The sequence below is a fragment of the Roseburia sp. AM51-8 genome, from assembly GCF_003478275.1.
GTDB classification, from domain to species: Bacteria; Bacillota; Clostridia; order Lachnospirales; family Lachnospiraceae; genus Pararoseburia; species Pararoseburia lenta.
Window position 1 is genome coordinate 247,570 of the sequence record NZ_QUEY01000002.1, and the last position, 23,223, is coordinate 270,792.

Annotated in this window: 24 protein-coding genes and 1 pseudogene; 24 read left to right on the plus strand and 1 reads right to left on the minus strand. The window is 47.4% G+C overall.

Annotated features, from left to right (window positions below):
• The first annotated feature begins 1 nt into the window (after position 1).
• The 15 genes and pseudogenes from DW996_RS04895 (at position 2) to DW996_RS04960 (ending at position 14,851) form a co-directional block, all read left to right on the plus strand.
• Entirely contained in the window at positions 2-1,090 is a 1,089-nt protein-coding gene (locus tag DW996_RS04895) for an ABC transporter permease (RefSeq protein ID WP_118280483.1), read from the plus strand.
• Position 1,091: 1 nt separating this feature from the next.
• A complete protein-coding gene (locus DW996_RS04900) occupies positions 1,092-2,153 on the plus strand; it encodes an ABC transporter permease subunit (RefSeq protein ID WP_118535032.1) in 1,062 nt (353 codons plus the stop codon).
• Positions 2,154-2,304: 151 nt separating this feature from the next.
• Positions 2,305-3,405, plus strand: a complete 1,101-nt coding sequence (locus tag DW996_RS04905) for an ABC transporter substrate-binding protein (RefSeq protein WP_243098670.1) — start codon at positions 2,305-2,307, stop codon at positions 3,403-3,405.
• Between the two features lie 14 nt (positions 3,406-3,419).
• Positions 3,420-3,746, plus strand: a complete 327-nt coding sequence (locus DW996_RS13215; RefSeq protein ID WP_243098671.1) for a hypothetical protein — start codon at positions 3,420-3,422, stop codon at positions 3,744-3,746.
• A 44-nt stretch (positions 3,747-3,790) separates the two neighbouring features.
• Positions 3,791-4,111: a hypothetical protein gene (locus tag DW996_RS13220; protein ID WP_243098672.1), complete on the plus strand. Its 321-nt coding sequence runs from the start codon at positions 3,791-3,793 to the stop codon at positions 4,109-4,111.
• Positions 4,112-4,133: 22 nt separating this feature from the next.
• Positions 4,134-4,724 (plus strand): annotated as a pseudogene (locus tag DW996_RS13225) (tocopherol cyclase family protein); the annotation flags it as partial.
• 38 nt (positions 4,725-4,762) lie between these two features.
• The gene (locus DW996_RS04920; protein ID WP_118280481.1) at positions 4,763-5,833 is read left to right on the plus strand and encodes a 6-phosphofructokinase; all 1,071 of its coding nucleotides are present in this window, start codon (positions 4,763-4,765) and stop codon (positions 5,831-5,833) included.
• A gap of 19 nt (positions 5,834-5,852) precedes the next feature.
• Positions 5,853-7,457, plus strand: coding sequence for a DNA polymerase III subunit gamma/tau (gene dnaX / locus DW996_RS04925; RefSeq protein ID WP_118535033.1), 1,605 nt, complete (start codon positions 5,853-5,855; stop codon positions 7,455-7,457).
• Positions 7,458-7,808 carry a YbaB/EbfC family nucleoid-associated protein gene (locus tag DW996_RS04930; RefSeq protein ID WP_118280479.1) on the plus strand — a complete coding sequence of 117 codons (351 nt, stop codon included), beginning with the start codon at positions 7,458-7,460 and terminating at the stop codon, positions 7,806-7,808.
• 9 nt (positions 7,809-7,817) lie between these two features.
• Positions 7,818-8,414, plus strand: a complete 597-nt coding sequence (recR, locus tag DW996_RS04935) for a recombination mediator RecR (protein ID WP_118280478.1) — start codon at positions 7,818-7,820, stop codon at positions 8,412-8,414.
• 92 nt (positions 8,415-8,506) lie between these two features.
• Positions 8,507-9,199: a hypothetical protein gene (locus DW996_RS04940; protein ID WP_118535034.1), complete on the plus strand. Its 693-nt coding sequence runs from the start codon at positions 8,507-8,509 to the stop codon at positions 9,197-9,199.
• Positions 9,082-9,684: a LysM peptidoglycan-binding domain-containing protein gene (locus DW996_RS04945; RefSeq protein ID WP_147403527.1), complete on the plus strand. Its 603-nt coding sequence runs from the start codon at positions 9,082-9,084 to the stop codon at positions 9,682-9,684. Before DW996_RS04940 ends, DW996_RS04945 begins: the two co-directional genes overlap by 118 nt.
• Positions 9,685-9,744: 60 nt before the next feature.
• Entirely contained in the window at positions 9,745-12,762 is a 3,018-nt protein-coding gene (locus DW996_RS04950; protein ID WP_118535036.1) for a DUF6240 domain-containing protein, read from the plus strand.
• A gap of 149 nt (positions 12,763-12,911) precedes the next feature.
• Entirely contained in the window at positions 12,912-14,354 is a 1,443-nt protein-coding gene (locus tag DW996_RS04955; RefSeq protein ID WP_118535037.1) for a flagellin N-terminal helical domain-containing protein, read from the plus strand.
• A gap of 11 nt (positions 14,355-14,365) precedes the next feature.
• Entirely contained in the window at positions 14,366-14,851 is a 486-nt protein-coding gene (locus DW996_RS04960) for a flagellar protein FliS (protein WP_118535038.1), read from the plus strand.
• A gap of 68 nt (positions 14,852-14,919) precedes the next feature.
• On the opposite strand, the gene DW996_RS04965 is transcribed toward DW996_RS04960, so the two are convergent.
• Positions 14,920-15,132 (minus strand): DUF2508 family protein, encoded by a 213-nt coding sequence (locus DW996_RS04965; protein WP_118280473.1) that lies wholly within the window; start codon positions 15,130-15,132, stop codon positions 14,920-14,922.
• Between the two features lie 355 nt (positions 15,133-15,487).
• On the opposite strand from DW996_RS04965, the gene DW996_RS04970 reads away from it, so the two are divergent.
• The 9 genes from DW996_RS04970 to DW996_RS05010 all read left to right on the plus strand — a co-directional run bounded on the left by DW996_RS04970 (position 15,488) and on the right by DW996_RS05010 (position 23,208).
• The gene (locus DW996_RS04970) at positions 15,488-15,805 is read left to right on the plus strand and encodes a prepilin peptidase (protein WP_243098695.1); all 318 of its coding nucleotides are present in this window, start codon (positions 15,488-15,490) and stop codon (positions 15,803-15,805) included.
• A gap of 163 nt (positions 15,806-15,968) precedes the next feature.
• Positions 15,969-16,988: a hypothetical protein gene (locus DW996_RS04975; protein WP_118280470.1), complete on the plus strand. Its 1,020-nt coding sequence runs from the start codon at positions 15,969-15,971 to the stop codon at positions 16,986-16,988.
• Entirely contained in the window at positions 16,975-18,207 is a 1,233-nt protein-coding gene (locus DW996_RS04980) for a CpaF family protein (RefSeq protein ID WP_118280469.1), read from the plus strand. Before DW996_RS04975 ends, DW996_RS04980 begins: the two co-directional genes overlap by 14 nt.
• The gene (locus tag DW996_RS04985) at positions 18,195-18,818 is read left to right on the plus strand and encodes a type II secretion system F family protein (RefSeq protein WP_158575208.1); all 624 of its coding nucleotides are present in this window, start codon (positions 18,195-18,197) and stop codon (positions 18,816-18,818) included. The genes DW996_RS04980 and DW996_RS04985 overlap by 13 nt, the downstream gene beginning before the upstream one ends.
• A gap of 95 nt (positions 18,819-18,913) precedes the next feature.
• Positions 18,914-20,197, plus strand: coding sequence for a hypothetical protein (locus DW996_RS04990; RefSeq protein ID WP_118535041.1), 1,284 nt, complete (start codon positions 18,914-18,916; stop codon positions 20,195-20,197).
• Positions 20,198-20,214: 17 nt separating this feature from the next.
• The gene (locus tag DW996_RS04995) at positions 20,215-20,379 is read left to right on the plus strand and encodes a Flp1 family type IVb pilin (RefSeq protein WP_118280466.1); all 165 of its coding nucleotides are present in this window, start codon (positions 20,215-20,217) and stop codon (positions 20,377-20,379) included.
• A complete protein-coding gene (locus tag DW996_RS05000) occupies positions 20,380-21,867 on the plus strand; it encodes a DUF5702 domain-containing protein (protein WP_118535042.1) in 1,488 nt (495 codons plus the stop codon). It abuts the gene before it with no gap.
• 103 nt (positions 21,868-21,970) lie between these two features.
• Entirely contained in the window at positions 21,971-22,711 is a 741-nt protein-coding gene (locus tag DW996_RS05005; protein ID WP_147403528.1) for a TadE/TadG family type IV pilus assembly protein, read from the plus strand.
• Between the two features lie 92 nt (positions 22,712-22,803).
• Positions 22,804-23,208, plus strand: coding sequence for a prepilin peptidase (locus DW996_RS05010; protein WP_118535044.1), 405 nt, complete (start codon positions 22,804-22,806; stop codon positions 23,206-23,208).
• The last annotated feature ends 15 nt before the right edge of the window (positions 23,209-23,223 follow it).

Sequence of the window (23,223 nt, forward strand, 5' to 3'; positions counted from 1 at the left end):
CATGGGAAATACAGCAGTGAAAAAAACGAAAGGATCTGGATTTTTCAGTAATCTGGTAAGACAGCAGATGTTTATCCCGGTGGCAGCGCTTGTGATCCTGGCTGTGTTCAATCTGATCGCAGATCCGTCTTTCTTTAAGATCACACTTGGATACAGTAGTTCCGGGGCACCGGTCTTATCCGGTTATCTGATCACCATCTTAGACTATGGTTCAGAACTTGCCATCTTAGCGATCGGCATGACACTGGTAACGGCTGCTTCCGGCGGACAGGATATCAGTGTGGGCGCTACCGTTGCCATTGCGGGCAGTGTGATCCTGCGTGTACTTTGTGGTTCCAATTCCAGACCGGAGACACTTCGTACCTCGGTTTTGGTGGCATTCTTGGTAGCATGTCTTGTATCTATGTTATTTGGAGCATTCAACGGTGTCCTGGTAGCCCACTTTAAGATACAGCCGATGGTCGCAACCCTGATCCTATATACTGCAGGTCGTTCCATTGCAGCCTGGATCAACAACAATGAATTGCCATTGATCAGTGATCCGTCTTTTGGCTACTATGGTGGATTTTTACCGGGAATTCCGATCCCAACGCCGTTCTTTATCGCGGCTGCCTGCGTTATCATTATCGCGCTGGTATTGAAATTTACAAATTTGGGACTTTACACACAGGCTGTTGGTATCAATGAAAAGTCATCCCGCTTAAACGGTATCAACCCGACCTTTATCAAGTTCTTGAGTTTTGTTATCTTAGGACTTTGCGTTGCCGTTGTTGGTCTGATCAAGGTCAGCCGACTTTCAACGATCAACTATTCCGTTATCGCAAAGGATATTGAAATGGATGCCATTCTTGCCGTAGCACTTGGCGGTAACTCCTTAAGTGGTGGTAAGTTTAATATGGCGGCATCTATTCTGGGTGCTTATGTTATCCAGTTCTTGACAACGACCCTTTACAAATTCGATGTGCAATCCGATGCACTTCCGGCATACAAAGCGGTTGTCGTTATCTTACTGGTTGTCCTGAGTGCACCGGTTGTCCGTGAAAAACTGGCAGGTCTTGGCAAAAAATTCCGTGCAAAGGAGGTAGCATAATATGGCTAATAAGACTTCTACAGCACAAAAAGGTATTGGATACAAAATCAAAAATATGACGGATACGAATATGCTTCTGACCATCACGATCGTTATCTTTTTCCTGATGTATATTGGAGCGATCGTATTCCAGGGAGAGGGCTTTTTGAGGCCGCAGACCTTCCTTAGTATGTTAAATGCAAACGGAGCACTGATCATTACCTCCTGCGGCATGAGTTTGGTCATGATCACAGGCGGGATCGATATTTCCGTTGGTGGTGTGGTAGCACTGGTCAGCATGTGCAGTGCCGTATATCTGGATTATCATAACGGTTCCATCTTAGGGGCTGTGCTGATCTCCCTTGGTATCGGTCTTGCCTTTGGTATTGTTCAGGGCTATCTGGTAGCCTACTTAGATATCCAGCCATTTATTGTATCTTTGGCAGGTATGTTCTTTGCCAGAGGTATGACGACGATCGTCAACACCAATCCTTTCAATGTGCAAAACGAAGCATTCGTTGCATTAAAGGATACCAGAGTGATCGTTCCGGGACTGGGTTCTGTCAACAAATTAGGCAGATATGTGGATGCATATGTAGAGATTGGTGTGGTTGTAGCACTTCTGGTCGTCATCCTCATGTTTATCATGCTCCGCTGGACCAAGTTGGGACGTAGTTTCTATGCTGTTGGTGGCAACCAGCAGAGTGCACTCATGCTTGGTATCAATGTCAGAAGAACAAAGTTTTTGTCACATTTGATTTGTAGTTTGTTAGCAGGTATTGGCGGATTTGTATATTTCCTCCATGTTGGATCCGGTTCTGCTTCCCATGCCATGGGTATGGAAATGAACGCCATCGCATCTTCTATCATCGGTGGTACCATGCTGACCGGTGGTGTGGGAAATATCATCGGCACACTCTTTGGTGTACTTTCTTTGAGCACCATTCAGAATATCGTTTCTTCTGCAGGTCTGGATCAGGCTTGGTGGACAGGAATTACGATCGCCGCAATGCTCTGTCTCTTCTTAGTGATCCAGAGTGTAGTTATGTCACGTAAGAAAAAAGCACAAAGTTTAAATAAATAACCTCCTTCTTTTTTAGAAACGACATGAGAAAAGTAGAGATGAACGCATATCCGGCGTCATCTCTATTTTTCGTTTTCTTTTGGTATGGGTGTTGCGAAATTGTCGCAATTCGGAGATAATAAGAAGTGGTATGAGAAGGGGTGTTTTTACAATGAAAGGAATCAAAAAGACCAGACGCAGTATGGCAAGCCGGCTGGTTGCTGTATTTAGCGTCTTATTGTCAGCCTTTACGCTGACAACAGGCTGTGGAAATACGACGACGGCAGCGACATCACAGGATACAGAAAGTCAGGACAGCAAGCAGATCGTGATCGGTTTTTCCCAACTGGGAGCAGAGTCGGATTGGAGATCGGCGAATACCGAATCCATGAAGTCGACCTTTACCGCAGATCAGGGTTACAAGTTACTGATCGAGGATGGGCAGCAGCAACAGGCAAATCAGATCATGGCAATCCGCAAGTTCATCCAGCAGGATGTTGATTATATCGTGCTTGCCCCGGTGACGGAAACAGGTTGGGAGACCGTTTTAGAGGAGGCGCGCAGTGCCAATATCCCGGTTATTGTCATTGACCGCCAGGTGGCAGTGTCGGATCCGACACTCTTTAACTCCTGGGTGGGATCTGATTTTGAATTAGAGGCAAAAAAGGCAACCGCATGGCTGCATCAATATGCGGTCGCCAAGGGCATAGCAGAGGACAGTCTGCATATTGTCAATATTCAGGGAACGATCGGTGCATCCGCGCAGATCGGCAGGACCAAGGGCTTGCAGGATGCGGTAGTCACCTATGGCTGGAATCTTCTGGCGGAGGTGCCGGGAGAATTTACTCAGGCAAAGGGAAAGGAAGCCATGAGCACGCTGCTCAAGCAGTATGATGACATCAATGTTGTCTATTGTGAGAATGACAATGAAGCATTCGGAGCCATTGAGGCGATCGAGGATGCCGGCTATCATGTGGGGTCGGATATCGCGGCAGGTGATATCATGGTCATGTCTTTTGACGGCGTGAATAAAGAAGTTTTATCCTATCTTTTACAAGATAAGATCTCCTATGTGGGAGAATGTAATCCAAATCAGGGACCAAAGGTACAAAATCTGATACAGACCCTAGAAGCAGGCAAGACACCGGATAAGTATTCCTATATGGAAGAGCATGCATTTGCGCATGATGCTACCGTACCGTCTGTAGAGGTAGATGGGCAGATGTATCCGGTCACTGTGATGACCAAGGACAAACTAAAAGAGTATAAGTAAGGAAGTGTGTTTCTATGAAGATTTTTGAAAATCTGGATGAGATCAAACAAAAGGCAAAGGGATTAGAAGAAAAGGTGGGGCAGACCATCGGGGATATCGAGGAAAAGATTGGACAGAGCGTCGAGGTGGTGGAAACCAAGGTCGATCTGCCTGAGATCAATTTTAACCACTCGGATGTCAGTCGAAATAAATTCATGCTGCATGGAAAACTGGCAGAACAGGGCTATGACTGGTGGTGGCATTCCTTTACAGCCCACCATAGCAAGACCGGAGAGGAGAGAGCCTTTTTTGTAGAGTTCTTTACGATCAACCGGCACTTGGCGGGGAAGAAGCCATTTTAGGGCAGACCGAGGAAAATCAAAAAAAGCAGGTCAAGCCTTCTTATATGATGGTCAAGGTCGGTAGCTGGGGAGAACATCCAATACAGCTGCACCGCTTCTTCGCATGGGATGAGGTGACGGTCAAGGAGGATGCCCCTTACCTGATCAGTGCAGACAACTGCTTCTGCTCTGAGACAAGAACGCTTGGTATGGTGGACGTGACCGAAGAAGAATGTCAGGCGCATCCGGAATATATGTCAGATGCTGGCAAGATGTATTGGGATCTGACCATGGACAAAAAACTGACGTTTAATGTAGGTTATGGCGCCAGCGAACCACTTCGCGATGCAGAGCCTTTGAGATGTTCTGGCATTGTGAGGGCATGAAGACTGCCTCGAGGGAAAAGTCGTATTAAATGGCGAAGAGTATATCGTTTCCAAGGAAGATTCCTATGGATATGCAGATAAAAACTGGGGCAGGGATTTCACAAGCCCTTGGGTATGGTTGGCGAGCAGTGATCTGACCAGCAAGACGACCGGAGAAAAATTAAAGGACTCCGCATTTGTGATCGGTGGGGGCAGACCAAAGGTAGGACCGGTCGCTATGGAGAATAAATTACTTGGAGCCATGTGGTATGAGGGCGAGCCGTTTGAATTTAATTTTTCTAAGGTATGGACGCTGACCAAGACGAAGTTTAAATGTAAAGAGACAAAGCATCATGTCGTATGGCGTGTTGTGCAGGAAACACCGATGTCAAAAATGTGTACGGAGATCGCCTGCAAAAAGGATCAGATGCTTTTTATCAATTATGAAGCACCGGATGGCAGCAAGCGCCATGACCATCTGTGGAATGGCGGCAATGGCAGTGGTACGATCAAGTTATATCGCAAGCATCTGCGCCTGAACAAGGATGGGGCAAAGCCAAAGTGGGAGTGGGAACTGGTCGATGAGATTGCAGTTGCCCATGCAGGCTGTGAATATGGTGAGTACAACAAGTAAATAATACAGACAGATCAAAAAGAAAGGATGGGGTACGAATGAAAATTGGAATGTTGACGAGCGGTGGCGACTGCCAGGCACTCAATGCCGCAATGCGAGGTGTGGTCAAGGGACTCAGTGAGAACGACAAAGACTTGGAAGTATATGGCTTCTATGATGGCTACAAGGGCTTGATCTATGGAAATTACCGCCTGCTGTCAAGCAAGGATTTTTCAGGTATCCTTACGGTGGGAGGAACGATCTTAGGATCATCCAGACAGCCTTTCAAACAGATGCGGATTCCGGATGAGAATGGTCTGGATAAGGTCGAGGCAATGAAAGAGACTTACTATAAACTCAATCTGGATTGTCTGGTCATTCTGGGGGGTAATGGTACACAAAAGACAGCCAATCTTTTGCGTGAGGAAGGGCTGAATGTGATCCATCTTCCAAAGACCATTGACAATGACATCTATGGAACGGATGTGACCTTTGGATTTCAGAGTGCCATCAATGTCGCCTGCAATGCGATCGACTGTATTCATACCACCGCGGCTTCCCACAACCGTGTCTTTATCGTGGAGGTTATGGGACATAAGGTCGGCTGGCTGACCCTTTATGCCGGTGTGGCATCCGGGGCAGATATTATTTTGTTACCGGAGATCCCATATGATATTGATAAGGTGATCGAGGCGATCGATAAACGCCATCAGGCAGGCAAGGGCTTTACGATCTTAGCGGTAGCGGAAGGCGCGATCTCCAAGGAGGATGCAGCACTTTCCAAAAAGGAATGGAAGAAAAAGAGAGAAAATTCACCATATCCGTCCGTTTCTTATGAGATCGCCAAACTGATCGGAGACCGTACCGGTTCAGAGGCAAGGGTGACAGTGCCGGGACATACACAGCGGGGCGGCAGTCCTTGTCCGTATGACCGGGTGCTTTGTACGAGACTGGGATCTGCGGCAGCTCAGGCGATCCTGGAAAAAGATTATGGCTATATGATCGCTATGATTGATGGGCAGACAAAGCGTGTTCCGCTGGAAGATGTGGCGGGCAAACTTAAGATGGTAGATCCTGACTGCCAGATGATTCAGGAAGCAAAGCGGATCGGCATCAGTTTTGGTGATTAGGAAGTAAGAGGTGTAGAGGATGTCTTATACGGCATTATATCGTAAATTCAGACCACAGGATTTTGAGGATGTAAAGGGGCAGGATCATATTGTGACAGCCTTAAAAAATCAGGTCAAAGCCAATCGGCTGGGGCATGCCTATCTCTTTACCGGGACGAGAGGAACCGGTAAAACGACGGTGGCAAAGATCCTGGCAAAGGCAGTCAACTGTGAGCATCCGGTGGATGGCAGTCCCTGCAATGAATGTGAGACCTGTAAACGTATCGCGGAAGGCAGCAGCATGAACGTATTTGAGATCGATGCGGCTTCCAACAACAGTGTGTCAAATATCCGAGATATCGTAGAAGAAGTGGCATATTCACCGACAGAGGGCAAGTACAAAGTCTATATCATCGATGAGGTACATATGCTTTCTGCAAGTGCTTTTGCGGCTCTTTTAAAGACTTTGGAGGAGCCACCGGCATATGTGATCTTTATTCTGGCAACAACAGAAGTGCATATGATTCCGATCACGATCTTATCCCGCTGTCAGCGTTATGATTTCCGGCGGATCTCCATTGATACTATTGCAGGACGTTTGCAGGAGCTGATGGTCAAGGAGAATATCTCTGTAGAGGATAAGGCATTGCGCTATGTGGCAAAGGCGGCAGACGGTTCTATGCGTGATGCCCTAAGTCTTTTAGACCAGTGTATCGCTTTTTATCTGGGCGAAAACCTGACCTATGATAAGGTATTGCAGGTGCTGGGGGCTGTGGATAATGAGATCTTTAGCCAACTGCTCCGCCATGTCTTACAGCATGATGTCACAGGTGCGATCGGTGTCTTGGAAGAGATGGTCGTACAGGGCAGGGATCTAAACCAGTTCGTTATCGAATTTACCTGGTATATGCGCAATCTTATGTTGGTAAAAAGCGATACAAATATGGAAGATGTGCTTGAAGTTTCCAGTGAACATATGGCATTATTAAAGGAAGAGGCAGCTATGGTAGGGGATGAGACGCTGATGCGTTATGTCCGTATTTTCTCGGAACTGTCCAACCAGATACGCCAGTCATCACAGAAACGTGTGTTGATCGAGATCGCACTGATCAAATTGTGCCGACCGCAGATGGAACAGGATTACGAGGCGATCGTAGATCGTTTGGATGTGGTAGAGCACAAGATCGAGGAGGGCGTTCCAGTCATGGTGCAGCAGGCAAGCGCAGGAACCGTTAATCCGGGGCTATCTGGGGCAGGAGCATCTGCCGTGCAGAAAAAAGATCTGCCGGATGCTATGCCGGAAGAAGTGCAGAAATTGTGCCGTGAGTGGAAACAGATCGTTTCCGGTTCCAGCGGACTTTTGCGGCAGGCACTTTTAAGTGCTTATCCGACGGTCAATGAGCAAAATCAACTTATGCTCGTCTATGACGAGCCACCAGGAGCCAAGAGTATCAATAGTTCGATCTTAGCCAGCGAAGATACGATGGCAGATCTAGAGGCTATGGTGGAAGAAGCGATCGGTAAACATGTGCCGATCGTTGTGAAAGTCAATACATCAGGTGCGGCAAGCAGCCAGTTATATACCAATGCGGTAGATTATTTTGCAAAGGTCGCAAATATTGAAATTGAAGAGGAGGACTTTTAAATGGCAAGAAGAGGTGGAGGATTCCCAGGCGGTGGTGGCATGGGTAATATGAACAACCTTATGAAACAGGCGCAGAAGATGCAGCGTCAGATGGAAGAAGCATCTAAGGCATTAGAGGAAGAAGAACTGACAGCAACCGCAGGTGGCGGTGTCGTAGAAGTGACAGTTTCCGGCAAGAAGGAGATCACAAAGATCAAGTTATCCGAGGAAGTCGTAGATCCGGATGATATCGAGACCCTGGAAGATCTGATCATGGCAGCGACCAATGAGGCACTTCGTCAGATGGACGAAAAGGCACAGACACAGATGTCGAAAATAACCGGAGGCATGGGTGGCGGATTACCATTCTAAGCAGAGTACATGGATTATTATAGCAAGCAGATCACAAAACTGATCGCAGAGTTATCTACATTGCCGGGCATTGGTGCAAAGTCGGCGCAGCGTCTGGCCTTTCATATTCTTGATATGCCTACAGAAGAAGTAGAAGATCTGGCAAATGCCATGGTCAGTGCCCGAAAGGGTGTCCACTACTGTAAGCAGTGCTATACGCTGACAGATGATGAGATCTGTCCGATCTGTAGCAATCCTGCCAGAGATCAAAAGGTGATCATGGTCGTAGAGGATACCAAGGATCTGGCGGCATATGAAAAGACCGGTAAATACGAGGGCGTTTATCATGTCCTGCATGGTGCCATATCACCTATGCAGGGGATCGGACCGGCAGACATCAAGTTAAAAGAATTGATGCAGCGTCTGCAGGGAGATGTAGATGAAGTTATCATAGCAACCAATTCCAGTCTGGAGGGCGAGACGACAGCAATGTATATCAGCAAACTGATCAAGCCGACAGGCATCAAGGTATCGCGTATCGCGAGCGGTGTTCCTGTAGGGGGCGATCTGGAGTACATTGATGAAGTGACCCTGCTACGTGCGCTGGAAGGCAGAACAGAGTTATAAGATCATCGGGAGAAATCCCGGTGATTTTTTTGTGTAATTTCTACATTTTTCTTCGCGGGGGTGTGGTAGCGTGAAGAAAAAAGGAGACCGTTATGATAGAAATAGTAAAAGAACCCACACCCGTAGAAAAAGTAGTTGAGGAACCAAGAAATGTAAGACAGATCGGAACTTTGCCCAAAGATGCCCGCGTGTACGTGGAAGATTATGTGTATCGTTTTTTACATGGAAGCAGTCGCCAGAAGAAACGGTATGCTTTTATTTTGCTAGGAGAGATCCGTCAGGGAGGGCAGCAGCCCAATTTATACATAAAAGGCGCTATGGAACTGGAACAGATCAGTTTCGGAGGCGGTATGCCGGTCTTTTCCGAGGATATCTGGGATCGGATATACCGGCAGGTCAGAAATTATTTCCCCCAGTGGAGTATCTTAGGTTGGGCAATGCAGTGCCTGGGCGAGCCGACCCGGATGGAGGACATCCAAAAGATCTGTAGCCGTCATTTTCCGGGGGATCATGGCAATGTCCTATTGTATGATGCCTATGGAGAATGGGAAAAACTTTACATGGATCGCCATGGTATCATGGAGGAGGTAAGCGGATTTTTTGTCTACTATGAAAAGAATACCCTGATGAGTACCTATCTCAGTGAGTATCATGGAAAAAAGAGCAGATGGCAAAGCGGGCAGATCTGGATGAAATGGATCGTTTCCTTTTGCATGACGAGAAGCGATATGACGAGGAAATCCGGCAGGATCGAGAGGCACTGGCGAGGTATCGGTCTTATATGAATGACCGCAGGGGAAGCGGAAAAAGCCAGATGTCTAAAGTGGCGGTATCGGTTGCCCTGGTCGTTATGATCCTGCTGTCCGGCGTACTCTTTCAAAATTATACCAAGTTAAACGAGATGCAAAAGACGGTCGCGTCACTGGGTGGCAGTAGTGATGATGCCAGCAGCCAGATGATAGAGGAGACCATCAGCAAGGGAGCAGAGGAACTGGCAAAAGCGGATGAATCGCAGGAGGCACAGGACGATAGCGGGGGGAGTCAAACGACCGAAAACGCGACGGCAAGTGCTTCTGCCGAGGCAAATAACAGCACAACGACGAACGTATATCTGCAGCAGGGCTATTATATTGTAGAACAGGGAGATAAGTTGACGGATATCAGCAGAAAAGTCTACGGAACAGAAGATATGGTCAGCCAGATCTGTCAAAAAAATAATATCGAAAACGGAGATCATATTTGTGCCGGAGATAAATTGCTCCTGCCTTAAAAGGTCAAGTTTTACCCACAGACGACCGAAATATAATACAACAGATAAAGGAGGCAGTGCATGCAACTGGAGCAGATTGGAAGAAAAGACATCATAGAGCAGGTAGGAAAGGTTGATGGAAAAGCGACTACCACAGATGCCGCGCAAAGTGAGCAAAAGATCGCTAAGGAAAAATTGCGCAGTATCTCGGTCAATAACCCTTTTTACAATAAAAATGATCTGAAAGAAAAGACTATGGCAGAGAAAATGGAAGAACAGTTGGCACAGGGAACGGATGCCAGTCTTTTACATAACCAGATGGCAGTCTATGCCCAGACGACTTCGGACAAGGACTACGAAAAAATGCAGGAGGAGGGATTTTCTCCTATGCATATGGAAGCACACACCATTGTGACCGTGACAGATCGTATTAAGGTTGCTATGGCAAAAGGCGGTGCGGATATTTCCCGGATGGGCGGTATTTCGGATGCCAAGTTGGAGGCTATGAGTGACAGTGCGGGACAAAAAGTCCAGTTGGAATATGCGCTGGAAAATTCCGATCTTCCGGTGGAGGAGGATACGCTTGCGGCAGGACAGATCGCAATGACCAAGACGCAGGAGATGGATGGCCAGCTGTCCTTGGGGGCTGCCTGCTATATGTTAAAAAATGACTTGTCTCCGACTATTGATCATGTCTATCAGGCGTATTTTTCCGGTGGAACGGAAAGTGGGGTGGCAGACGATATGGAGGCTTTGCCAAAAGATCTGCAAGCCCAGTTGGAGACCATGCTTACGGATGCAGGCATGGAGGCTTCCGATGAAAACCTGACTTATTGCAATTATCTGATCAAAAATCAGATCCCGGTCACTACAGAAAATCTGACCTATATGGCAAAGTTGTTAGAACTGCCTTTGGATCAGGAGAGCGGCGCTACAGCAGAACAGATCGCAGATGCCGTAGCAGAAGGCAAGGAGCCGGGGGATGCCATGCTTTTATCGGACTACAGTCTGATGGGGCAGGCAAAAGATCTGTATGCGAAACAGATGAAAGAACTGGATGCGATCACAAGCACGAGACAGATGCAGGAAGCAAGGCTTCTGATGAGTGTGGAGGCGAATTACAGTCTTTTGAAAAAGGGCATTGCGATGGATATCATGTCGATCGAGGAGACGGTAGATGCCCTCAAGTCTTTGGAAGAAGAATATGTAAAGCAGATGCTTTCCGTGGATGATCCGGAGCAGACAGCGGAGAATGTTGCCGTTTATCAGGATTACAGAGAGGCACAGGAGACGTTTGGCAGTGCACCGGCAGCATTCTTAGCGCAGATACCGGCAGTGGAGGAAATGACCCTGCGCCAGGTGAGCGCAGAGGCGGGAAAGGTATCTGCTGCATTTGAAAGTGCTGAGAGCCGCTACGAGACGGTCTGGACAGAACCGAGAAAAGATCTGGGAGACTCCATACAAAAGGCATTTGCCAATGTGGATGATATTTTGCAGGATCAGGGCATGGAACTGACCGAGGAAAACCGCCGTGCCGTGCGTATTCTGGCATATAATGAGATGAATCTGACCGAAGAAAATATCCAAAAGGTGCGCCAGTCCGATATGGCAGTGCAGAAAATGTTCCGGGCGATGAAGCCGGTCAGTGTCATGGAAATGATCCGACAGGGGCATAACCCGCTGGATCTGACGGTAAAAGATCTGACCGATCTGGCGGAAGATCTTTCCGGTCAAGGGGAATCCAAGACCGGACAGGACAGCGATGAGTATGCAAAGTTTTTGTGGAAATTAGAGCAGACCGGTGACATCAGTCAGGAGGAGCGCGACAGTTACATTGGCATTTACCGTATGATCTATCAGGTGGAAGCGGGCGATGGTGCCGCGATCGGAGCCTTGATGATGCAGGGAAAAGATGTGACCCTGCGCAATCTCATGACGGCAGTGCGGTCAACCAAACATAGCGGACAGGAATATGCGGTCGATGATTCCTTTGGGCAGGTGGACTCTTTTGACCGGGCATCCCTTTCCATCACTGAGCAGGCAGAGATGGCATTTCAGGCAAATTGCCTGTATGAGGCAAAAGATACCATGACACCGGTCAAGATGAAGCAGTTTGAAAGTCAGGACGCTTACATGGATCTAACACCGGAGCAGTTCAAATCCCAACTGGATATTATTGAGGCAATGCGCCTGGCACCGCAGGAGACATTAAGCGGGCAGGATGCGGCTTATGTTAAGGAAGAAGAAGCGGTCGAGGAGATGGCGCGGGAGCAGACCAGACAAGAGGTGGCAGAGGCATTAAAGAGCGAGGAAGCCGTTTATCAGATGCTTGATAAATATGACCTGCCACAGACACCGGCTTTTCTGAGCGGTATTTCGGAAATGCTTAAGGACCGCAATAGCGTCTATCGCAATTTACAGAGATTTGCTTCCGGTGACAGTCAGGATATATCCGCAAAGCAGATTTCGGATCTGATCGGAGATTTGATCGAGGAATACGGCGAAGCCTGCAAGACACCAAAGGAAATGGCAGATGCCCAGCATAAATTAGAGGAAACCGCAGAGAAGGTCATGAAAAATATGCTGGTGGAAAAAGATGTGACCTCGATCGATGTGCGTGGCATGAAACTTGTCATGACTCAGATCCAGGCATTGGGACAGATGGGAGAGCAGAGCGAGACCTATAATATTCCGATCCTTGTGGAAGACAAACTGGGCAATCTTTCCCTCAAGATCGTGCGTGGAAGCGAGGAGAAAGGTCTGGTCGATGTGGCACTGGATATGGACGAAAGCGGTGCTGTCTCTGCAAGTTTCCGCTATGAAAATGGTCAGATCTCGGGCGATGTGGCTTTTGAAAAGGAGGATATCGCCGGACTGTTTTCAGATCATATGCCATATTTAGCCAATGCTATGCGTGAGGAAACCGGTCTGCCGGTATCTTTTGCTTACGCTGCGGATGCCGGGACTAATGTAGATGATTTCTATGAAAAGGAAGACGCAGATTTTGCTGTGACAAAAGAGCAGGACGCGGTTTCGACCAAGGTCTTATACGGGATCGCGCGGAGTTTTGTAGCAGAGGTGGCAGAACTTTTGTCTTAAGGATGGACCTGCAAAAAACAGCAAGGATCGGTTAAGTTGCAGGGCAGATAACCGATATAAAAAGTGTGACAAAGGATTGTCCGCTTTAAACCCCGCATGGATGCGACAGATGAAAACGAACTGGCAAAGGATAAAGCGAGGTATCAGATATGAAGATCAATAATAATATTTCAGCAGTGATCACAAATAAGCAGTTACTCGGAACGGAGAACAATCTGAGTTCATCTATGGAGAAACTTTCTTCCGGCTTAAAGTTGAATCATGCATCAGATAATCCGTCCGGGATGGCAATCTCCAATAAGATGAAAGCCCAGATCCGCGGATTGGATCAGGCATCACAAAACGCTTCTGACGGTACGTCCGTCATTCAGATCGTGGATGGCGCACTTGGCGAAGTGACCGATATGTTACAGCGTATGCGTGAATTGGCGGTACAGGCTGCCAACGGAACCAACTCACAGAAAGAAAAGGAAGCCTGTCAGTTGGAAATCGCATCTTTGCGTGATGAGGTCGACCGAATCTCCGAGACGACAGAATTTAACACCAAGAGCCTTTTGGATGGCTCTTTGGATGCGCGAGTGTATGCGGACAAAGAAAACCGTGATAATATTTCAAGAATTTATGTCTCTGACAGTGTGGCAGAGGGCACCTATAGTCTGACTGTAGATAAGGCAGCGACCAATGCGACCTATGATACAGGAATCCAGGTAGATGATCTGGTTGGCAAGAACGGACAACTTTCTATCAATGGCTATACCGTCAAGATCACAGATCAGATGACAAAAGAAGAAATCTACACAGCCCTGCGTGATGGGGCAGAGATCGGAGAGTGCACGATCAGCCGGATCGATAAGCCATTGTCCTTTACTTCGACAGCCTATGGATCACATGCATCGGTTTCTTTGATACAGCAGTCAAAAGATGGAGATATCTTTGGCGCAGGCATCCCAAATACGCAGACGAACCCGGATGCAAAAGCCGTTGTGACCACCGGCGATAATGCAGAAGTGACTTTGGATTCAGCAAACAGTGCTTTTGATCCGAGAGCGACCGTTTCCTATGATGGCAATAAGATCACGATCACCAACACAGATGGATTTAATATGAGTTTCCTTTTGGAAGCAGGCTTTGAGGCAGGCGCGACAACAGCAGCCGGAACGACCACTACGGGTGTCATCAATCTGGAAGTGACAGATATCGGCATCATGGATCTGCAGATCGGTGCCAATGAAGGTCAGACCATGCAGGTGCGCATTCCGTCCACTAATGTGGACAGCCTCTATATTGACGATATTGATGTGACGACGGTAAATGGACCGTCAAAAGCCATGGATCGTCTGGATAGTGCCATTTCAACGATCAGCCAGATCCGTTCCCAGATCGGTGCTTATGAGAACCGCCTGGACTATACGGTTGGCAGTTTGGATGAGACGCAGGAAAATATGGAATCTGCCCTGTCCCGTATCGAAGATGTAGATATGGCAGAGGAAATGACAGAGTACACCAAGTACAATGTCTTGCAGCAGGCAGGCACCAGCGTTTTGGCACAGGCAAATGAACTGCCAACACAGGCACTTCAGTTATTGCAGTAAGGATATAAGGTATGACAGCAGAAACAATCGCGACATTTACCAGAAAAATCGTGGCGAGCAATCGTTCAGAATTGATATGTGTATTATATGAGATCTATTTTTCCTATGAACAAGAGGCAATTGAGGCTCTGACAGGGGAAGGAAAAGAGGCAGGAGATACTTATACCAAGGCTTTGCGCCAATGCGGACAGGTGGTCAGACACTTAAAGGATGCCTTAGATTTTTCTTATAAGATTTCCTATTCCCTGTATGCACTTTATGATTTCGTGGAGAGACAGTTGGCGAAAGCCATGTATGAGCAGAAGGTCGAAAGGATCCAAAGTGCAGGGAAGATCATGCGAGATCTGGAAGAATCCTTTGTCCGGGTGGCAAAACAGGATGCCAGCGGACCTATGATGGGAAATGCCCAGCAGGTGACGGCAGGACTTACCTATGGTAAGGGACAGTTGAATGAGTCCATGGGGGCTATGGAAAGCAACCGCGGTTTTTTCGCATAAAAGATAGGAAAAGAGCCTAAGTGATCGTTGGGTCACCTAGGCTCTTTTTGGGTGTGCTATGCAAAGATTTAGAGATTTAACTGTTTTACCTTAGTCAAGAGAAATTTATGCCGCATCTGTACGGCTTTTACCTGATAAATATAGTAATCGATCAGATCGGGATCTGTCATGTACTCTAAATTGGAGTATGCATTGGCAAGGTCGTGCTGTGTCTGAGTCAGATCATCGAGAAGAAGGCGGACCTGCGGGTCTGTCTTTTTTGTATGGGTAAGTAATCGCATAAAATAACCTCACTTTCTATCCCTTTACTCTTTATTACAAAGTATGAGTCAGAATGTTAAATTTATACATACATGAGAAAATTCGTTATTTTTGGGATTTGCCCAAAATGCAAAAAGTAAGGGTATCTGCCTATGCAAAATCAGATGCGTGGCTAAACTATACAAAAAATGCACGCCACACCTGTAGAAAAACAGGGGCTTTTGGAGCATATGCTTAAAGACAGGTGAAAAAGTTTGTAAGAATTCGACAAATATCAAACAAATCGCAGAGATCATGGACAGAAGGGGATTTATCGTGTAATAATTGTGGGCAAGGAAGGGGAGGTGAGCCAAAATTATTGCATGGGGAGTAGCCATAGTATTTTCATGCGCGGCGGTCTGCACAGATCTTAAGACCACGCGTGTACCCAATGGGTTGATCGTACTTGGTATTTTAGCGGGCGTCATGCTTTCGCTTATGGGGATAAGATCTGGGGGAGTAGTTCTATTTCTGATACGCTTGATCTGGCCGGTGGCACTTTTGTATCCGATCTATCTGATCCGGGGACTGGGTGCCGGGGATATCAAATGCTTTGCAGCATTATCGGTTATACTCGGAAGTCGTCTTGCGCTATCAGTCATCATCTATTCTTTGATCATCGGTGCCGTCATAGGCTTTGCCGATGGATTCTGAGAGGACAACTGAAAGGCCGTATGTATGGAATGTACGCCGGCTTATGCCAAGTCCTGCTCTACAAGCAAAATTCCGCTTATTTCACAGAAAGAGGAGAAAAACTGCATTTTACCATCTGCATTTTTTTTGCATTGGTAGGATGTCTATTGAGGGAGGGGTTAAAGTGACAAAACAAAGTATTGTTGTATGTGACAGCGATGAAGCATATGTGCGTGCCTTTGCGGCATACCTGATGGAATGTCTTTCGGATGTGACGATCGTCTCGTTTACATCGGAGGAAGCGTTCCTGGCAAGCGAGGCAGTGTATTCTATAGGCATTTTGAGCAAGGATTTCCTAAGTGTCTTAGAGTTTTCCGGCAAAGAAATGGTGCACGAAAAGTTTTATCTGTGTGACGAGATCATTGCAAGCGAATATGAGCATCTGCCTATGGTCTATAAATATCAATCTATGGAGATCGTGGAAGAAATGTTAAAGCGCCTGCAACAGAAAGAGACAAGCAGTTGGTGGCACCGCGCCGGAAAGGAAAAGACACAGTTTATCGGGATCTATTCACCAATCTCACACGAACTGCAATTACCGTTTGCTTTGTCCTTAGCACAGGTCTATCGGGAGAGTGGCAAGGTCTTATTTTTAGACATGGAGGAACTTAGCATTTTACAGATGCTGACAAAGCAACAGGGAAACCGGAGTTTTGTCGATCTGCTTTATCTGATGACCCGACAGGAGGCGGGCGGCGAGGACATTAGAGCCTATACCAACTGTTTTATGGGGGTGGATTATGTCAGTCCGTTTGCAGGACCGGAGGAAATGGCGGATGTGGAAAAGGAAACCTGGGTGGCGTTTTTTCAGCAGTTGATGGCAAGTGATTATGATACGGTGGTGCTGTTGTTTGGCAGGACTATCCGAGGCTTTCAGGAAATCATATCGGGCTGTCAGGAACTGATCGTTCTGGGAAAACCCGGAGACTACTACCGGATGAGTCAGGGAAAATTTGTAGAATACGCCGAGAACCATTACACGGGAGTGCAGGTACATGAGGTCCTGCTTCCTATGTCCGCAGGTAATCTGGTAGATGGTACCTATGCGGTGGAAGAACTCATCCAGGGCAATCTTGGCATGTTTGTACGTCGGATGATTCGCCAGGGTGTCATGGCACAGGGACTGGCTTATGGCATCGGTTGAAAAACGCATACAGGAGGAGATCTTACGGGATCTGGATATGACGCGGGAGATTTCAGATGAGGAACTCTTAGGCATCATTCGGCAGAAAATCTGTGATGTTGGAAAGGGGGAATATCTATCCATAGCCTATCGCATGGAATTGGAACACCGGATCTTTTACGGCCTGCGTCGTCTGGATGTTCTGGAAGACCTGTTGGCAGATGATACGATCACGGAGATCATGGTAAACGGGCCGGATCAGATCTTTATTGAAAGAAATGGCTGCCTGGAGGAGACCAAGTATCATTTTTCTTCCAACGAGAAGTTGGATGATGTGATCCAGCGGATCGCGTCTGCCAACAATAAAATGGCGAATACATCACATCCGATTGTAGATACCAGACTGGCAGACGGATCGCGCGTGAATATGGTCCTGGCACCGATCGCGGTCGATCATAGTGTCCTTTCCATCCGAAAATTCCCAAAAGAGCAGATCACGATGGAAAAGTTGATCGCCTGGCAGGCTTTATCACAGGAAGCAGCAGACTTTATCTGTCAACTGGTGCAGAGCGGATACAACATTTTTGTATCGGGAGGAACAGGTTCGGGCAAGACAACCTTTTTAAATGCCATGTCCGAATTTATCCCAAAGGATCAGCGCGTTATCACCATAGAGGATTCGGCAGAATTGCAAATGTCGTCGGTTCCCAATCTGGTTCGTCTGGAGGCGAGGGATGCCACCATGGAAGGAAAACTACAGGTCTCTATTCGCGACCTGGTCAGGACTTCGCTTCGTATGCGCCCGGATCGCATTGTTGTGGGGGAGTGCCGCGGTGTGGAAGCCATCGAAATGTTGCAGGCATTTAATACCGGGCATGACGGAAGTTTTTCGACCGGGCATGCAAATTCGGCAAAGGATATGTTGAGCCGATTGGAAACTATGGCACTGGGGGCAGGCGAGATACCGCTGGTGGCATTGCGTTCGCAGATCGCTTCGGGGGTGGATCTGATCATTCATTTGGAGCGTATGCGTGATGGCAGCCGCAAGGTGCGGGAGATCGTCGAGGTGCTGGGAGTCGAGCAGGGGGAAATACAGTTACAGCCGATTTTCTCTTTTGAGGAAAAGGGGAGTGGAGAGAAGGTGAAGGGCGCATGGATACTCAAAAACAAAATGCAAAGAGATCAAAAGTACAGACGATCTGTAGGACAGGTGAAAGAAAAAAGCCCTTGGTGGAAGTGAGTATCGCTGTTCTTCTGACCCTGCTTGTGGCGTGGATCTTCTACAATGCATGGTACGGCTTACTCTGGTTTCCAGTGGTATATCTTTTGTCCAGCCGTATTTATCGGGAGGAAAAACAGGCGAAAGAAGGGCAAAGGAAGAACAGAGCTTTTAAGGAGTTATTGGAATTGCTTTCCGGTTTTTTACAGGCAGGCATGTCACTGGAAAACAGTTTTTTGCAGGCAGAAGGGCAACTTGCCATGTTGGGAGAGGAAGGAAAAGACATGATCTATGCCCTGCATCAGATGAACCAGAAAGTAAAGGTCAATATTGCAGTAGAGCAGGCATACATGGAGCTGGCAGAACAGATGGACCTGGAGGAGGCGTGTGCCTTTGGCGAGATCCTCTTATTTGCCAAGAGATTGGGAGGAAACTATGGGAAAAATATTCAGAGGACCGCCACAAAGTTAGGGGAGAAGATGAGTTTACAGGAGGAGATAACGACGATGATGGCGCAGAAGAAGTTGGAGATGAAGGTCATGCTTGTGATCCCACTTGCTATTATTGCCTATGTACGCCTGACATCTGCAGACCTGCTTGCCGTTTTGTATGGCAATCTGGCAGGAGGCTGATCATGAGTGCCTGTCTGGTGGTCTATGTCCTGATGGCATTGTGGAGTCGGCGTATTATGGATATTGTGATCTGAAATGATGGGGAGTATGTGGTTATGGTGCAGACAGTGATCGTAAGTCTGATCTGTCTTTTGACGTTTCTCTTATGGAAAAGAAAAAAGAGAAAGGAGAGGTATGAAAAATATAAGCGTGCAGTGCTTCTTTTAGGGATCATGGAACTGATGGGGCTCATGCTCAGTCTGCAGCAGTGGTATGAGTCAGGATGGGGATTTAGCGGAAGGCTGGCGCGGGAGGATATGGGACAAGGATCTTATAGAGAAGAACTGGAACTTTCATCTTCTGTTTACAGCGGTAGTCTTGAGGTTGAGGTAGAAGATAAATGGCCGGATCAAAAAGAAGCAGAAAAGAAGATCAAGGATGCCATAGCAGAGATCGATGCGACTTTTTTGGCAGAAAACGAATCGCTGGATCAGATCTATAGGGATGTGCAGATATCGGAGGTTTATCAGGATGGTCAGGTCGAGGCGGATTGGAGTTTTGATGACTACACCTATGTGTCGGCGGATGGCAAATTAAAGACCGAGGAGTTGGAGGAAGATACTTTGGTGGGGGCAAGTGTTCTTTTGTCCTGTGGTCCTTATCAGGAGATCTATGATTTTTCCTTTTGCCTGTGTCCGAGTCCTGCGGACAGCAAAGAGGGGCTTTTGCGCCAGATCCAAAAGAGCATCCGAGACCAGTCCCGAGAGAGCGGGGACATAGTCCTGCCGGAGGAGGTGGCAGGTATTGCCCTGCACTGGAAAAAGGCAGGAAATGGGGATGGAGCCCTATTGTCCGTATTAGGATTGCTTGTATGTTTTCTTTTGCCCTATGGAGACAGGAAAGAAAGGGAAAGGCAGAGGGCAAAGATACGGCGGGAGCGAAAGAAAGATTATCCCTTGGTTGTAGATGAACTGGCATTATTTTTATCTGCCGGTATCACCTTGCCGGAAGCCGCCCGTAAGATGACGGAGGCTTATGAAAAAAGAAAGAAGCGGACAGGGAAAGTCCAGGCAGGATTTGAGTTATGGAAATTTTTTTCTTATGAAATGCGTGAGGGCGTGCAGGAAGGAGAGGCGATCGCGCATATGGGGATGCGGAGTGAGTTGAAAGAGTACAAGAAACTGGCACTTTTGCTGGAACAGAACAGGCGGCAGGGCAGTGAAAAACTTGTGCAGCAGTTGGAAGAAGAAAATCTGCTGGCATATGAGATGCGCAAGAATCAGGCAAGAAAGGCGGGAGAAGAAGCATCAGTCAAGTTGCTTTTTCCTATGCTGGGGATGCTGGGGATCGTCATTGCGATCCTTCTATTGCCAGCCATGATGACAATGGGAAGTTTGTAGAAAGAGGAGAAAAGTATATGAGGATAAAAGATTTTTTGATGGAAGAAGATGGCGTGGGTGTGGTAGAAGTGATCCTGATCCTGGTGGTTCTGATCGGGCTGGTGCTGATCTTTAAGAAACAGATCACGGAACTGGTAAACAGTATCTTTAAGACCATCAACAAGGAAGCAGGAAAAGTATAAATGAGACAGGGGAGTCTTACCATATTTTTCAGTATGATCCTTTTGAGTTTATTTAGCCTGTTTTTTTCTATGGTCGAGACCTTGCGTATCTATGAAATGCGTCTGGAAAGCAGGAGTGTGACAAAAATCGCCATAGCAAATGCTTTTTCGGAATATCAGCCCTATCTATGGAAAACATACGGGATCCTGGCATTGGACGTCGGCTATGGAACAGAGGATTTTGATCTGGCACATATCGAAAAGCGTTTGTCGGATTTCGCATGGGAAAATTGCTTGGGATCAGAAAAGGAACATGGACTGGAACTGTTTTCGATCGAGCCGGAGCAGGCAGAGGTCACAGCCTATGGACTGCTGACAGATGATGAGGGAGCAGCCCTGATCTGTCAGGGGGCAGAAGTAGCGCGACAACAGATCCTACAGGGCATTTGGGAGACATGGGATTCCAAGTATGGGCAAGTGGCGGATGACAGAGAAGTCCCGGATGTTGGGCAGATTGTTGCGCAGGCGAAAAAGGGGATAGAGGTAGCCAAAGAGCAAAAGACAGAAGAAGGCTCTGCTGGGAATGAACAGGTGGCAGAAGATCAAATGAGTTCCACCCCGGTAGAAAAAGTCCGGGAAAATCCGCTGGAATTGTTTTCACAGATCAAAGAGCAGGGATTGTTGGGCTTGGTGCTTAAAGAGCAGGCGGTTTCGGAGAAGACGCTAGCGACAGCGATAGGGCTGGAAGAACGCTTGCTGTGTCAGGGAAGCGGGGAAAAGAGGAGAGAAGTCTCCGGGTACGACCGGATATGCTTTGACTGGTATGTCTTGCAGGAGTTTTCACACTTTGACCGGGAGGTGTCTGCGGATCGTGCGCTTTCTTATGAAGTGGAGTATTTGATCGCAGGAAAGGCAAGTGATCGAGAAAATTTAGAAGCAGTCGTATTACGCTTGCTTGCCATGCGGGAAGTACAAAATGCTGAGGTCATACTGACGGATCCTACTATGATGGGACAGGCATATGAGATCGCACTTGCATTGGCAGGGGCTAGCGTCAATCCGGCGCTGGTGCAGGTAGTGCAGGTTGCTGTTGTGGCAGTGTGGGCATTGGTTGAGAGTATATTGGACTTGCGTGCCCTGCTGGATGGAAAGAAGATCCCAATGCTTAAGGCCAGAGCACAGTGGAAAAGCCAGTTGGGGGCTTTGCAGACGGCATTGGATGGAGGGGAAGATACGTCGGTGCAAAAGGGGATTGGTTATCAGGAGTATTTATTTGCCCTGCTTGCCCTTTTGCCGCAGAAGAAATTGGCGTATGGCTGTATGGATCTGATGGAAGCCTCCATGCAGCAGCAGGAGGATTATGCCTATGTCAAAATGGATCATATGGTCTATACCATGGATATTTCCTGCTCTTTTACAGGTCAGGGTCTCTTTGATGCCTTCCTGCCCATGCAGCCCCTCTGGGTAGATCTATACAGATCCGAATGTCAGGAAACTTTATATTACTAAACAGGAAAGGAGGTGTAAAAGGGTGTCTCTTTCTCAAATGTGTTTCCGTGTTGCGGCGGAAGCAATCCAGAGTAACGAACCTTTTATTCAAAATCAATCTAGTATGAAATCTCTTCAAAATAGCAGAAAAAAGTTATTCTTTTCTTCAGACCTTAATCCAAATAAAGAGACACCCTTTTGCATCTCCTATCAAGGAAGTTACACGATCGAGGCGGCGCTGATCCTGCCACTTATGATCAGTGCATGTATTTTTATTCTGTTTTTTCTTCGCATTGCCATGGTACAGATCGGTGTGAACCGCAGTATGGAAGAAGTAGCCGGGAAGACAGCAATCTGCGGAGAGCAGGATGCGGTCGGGCTGTCGGGACTGGTGCTGGCGTGCAATGCCAGAATGATAATGATCGGTACACCGACATCTTATATCCGAGGGGGAATTTTAGGGATCTCTTATGATAAGTCGTCCGTAGAAGATAACTATATCACACTGGTGGCAGAGTACGGGATCACCTTTCCTATACGGATCTTTGGGACTTACCACTGGAATATGGAGTCTAAGACAAGTTGGCGAAAGTGGATCGGTTGGGACCCGGAGGAAGATGGAGATGGTCATGGCTATGTCTATGTAACAAAAGAAGGCAGTGTTTATCACGAGCGGTATGACTGCACCTACCTGCATCCATCGATTCATGCGGTGGCTGTCAAAGAACTGGATGCATACAGAAATACAAGTGGTAATCGTTATAAGATATGCCGCAGTTGCAAGAGTGGAAAAAAGAAAGAGGGAACTGTGTATATTACCGACTATGGGGACAGTTATCACAGCAAATTGTCTTGTGGTGGATGAAACGGACAATTTATCGTAAGCGTAAGGAAGATGTTCTCATGCTGGCAGGATGTAGTAAATGCAGTATGGGAAAGTAGCAAAGGGGGAGAAGTATGAAAGTTATGGGATTGGTAGGGATGCTTAGTATCTGTAGTGTGGAGGATCTGTGGAAACGGCAGATTCATCTGGTTGTGATCAGTGCATTTGGGATCTTAGGTGTTTTGCTGCATTTTTATGATGGCAAGCAGACCGCGCTGGATATGTGCGGCGGTATGCTGGTTGGCATTGTGCTGTATCTGCTCAGTATTTTTTCACACGGAAAAGTAGGGAAAGGGGATGCCTTTCTGGTGACATCCATGGGCGTCTATCTGGGATTTTGGGACAATACGACGGTGCTTTGGATGGCATCTATCATGGCGGCGATCTTTGGCGTCGTGGTCTGTATCTTTTTTGGAAAGAAGAAGGATGAGAGCCTGCCTTTTGTGCCATTTTTACTGGTCGCATATCTCTTGTTTTGATTCTGGGCGCGACAG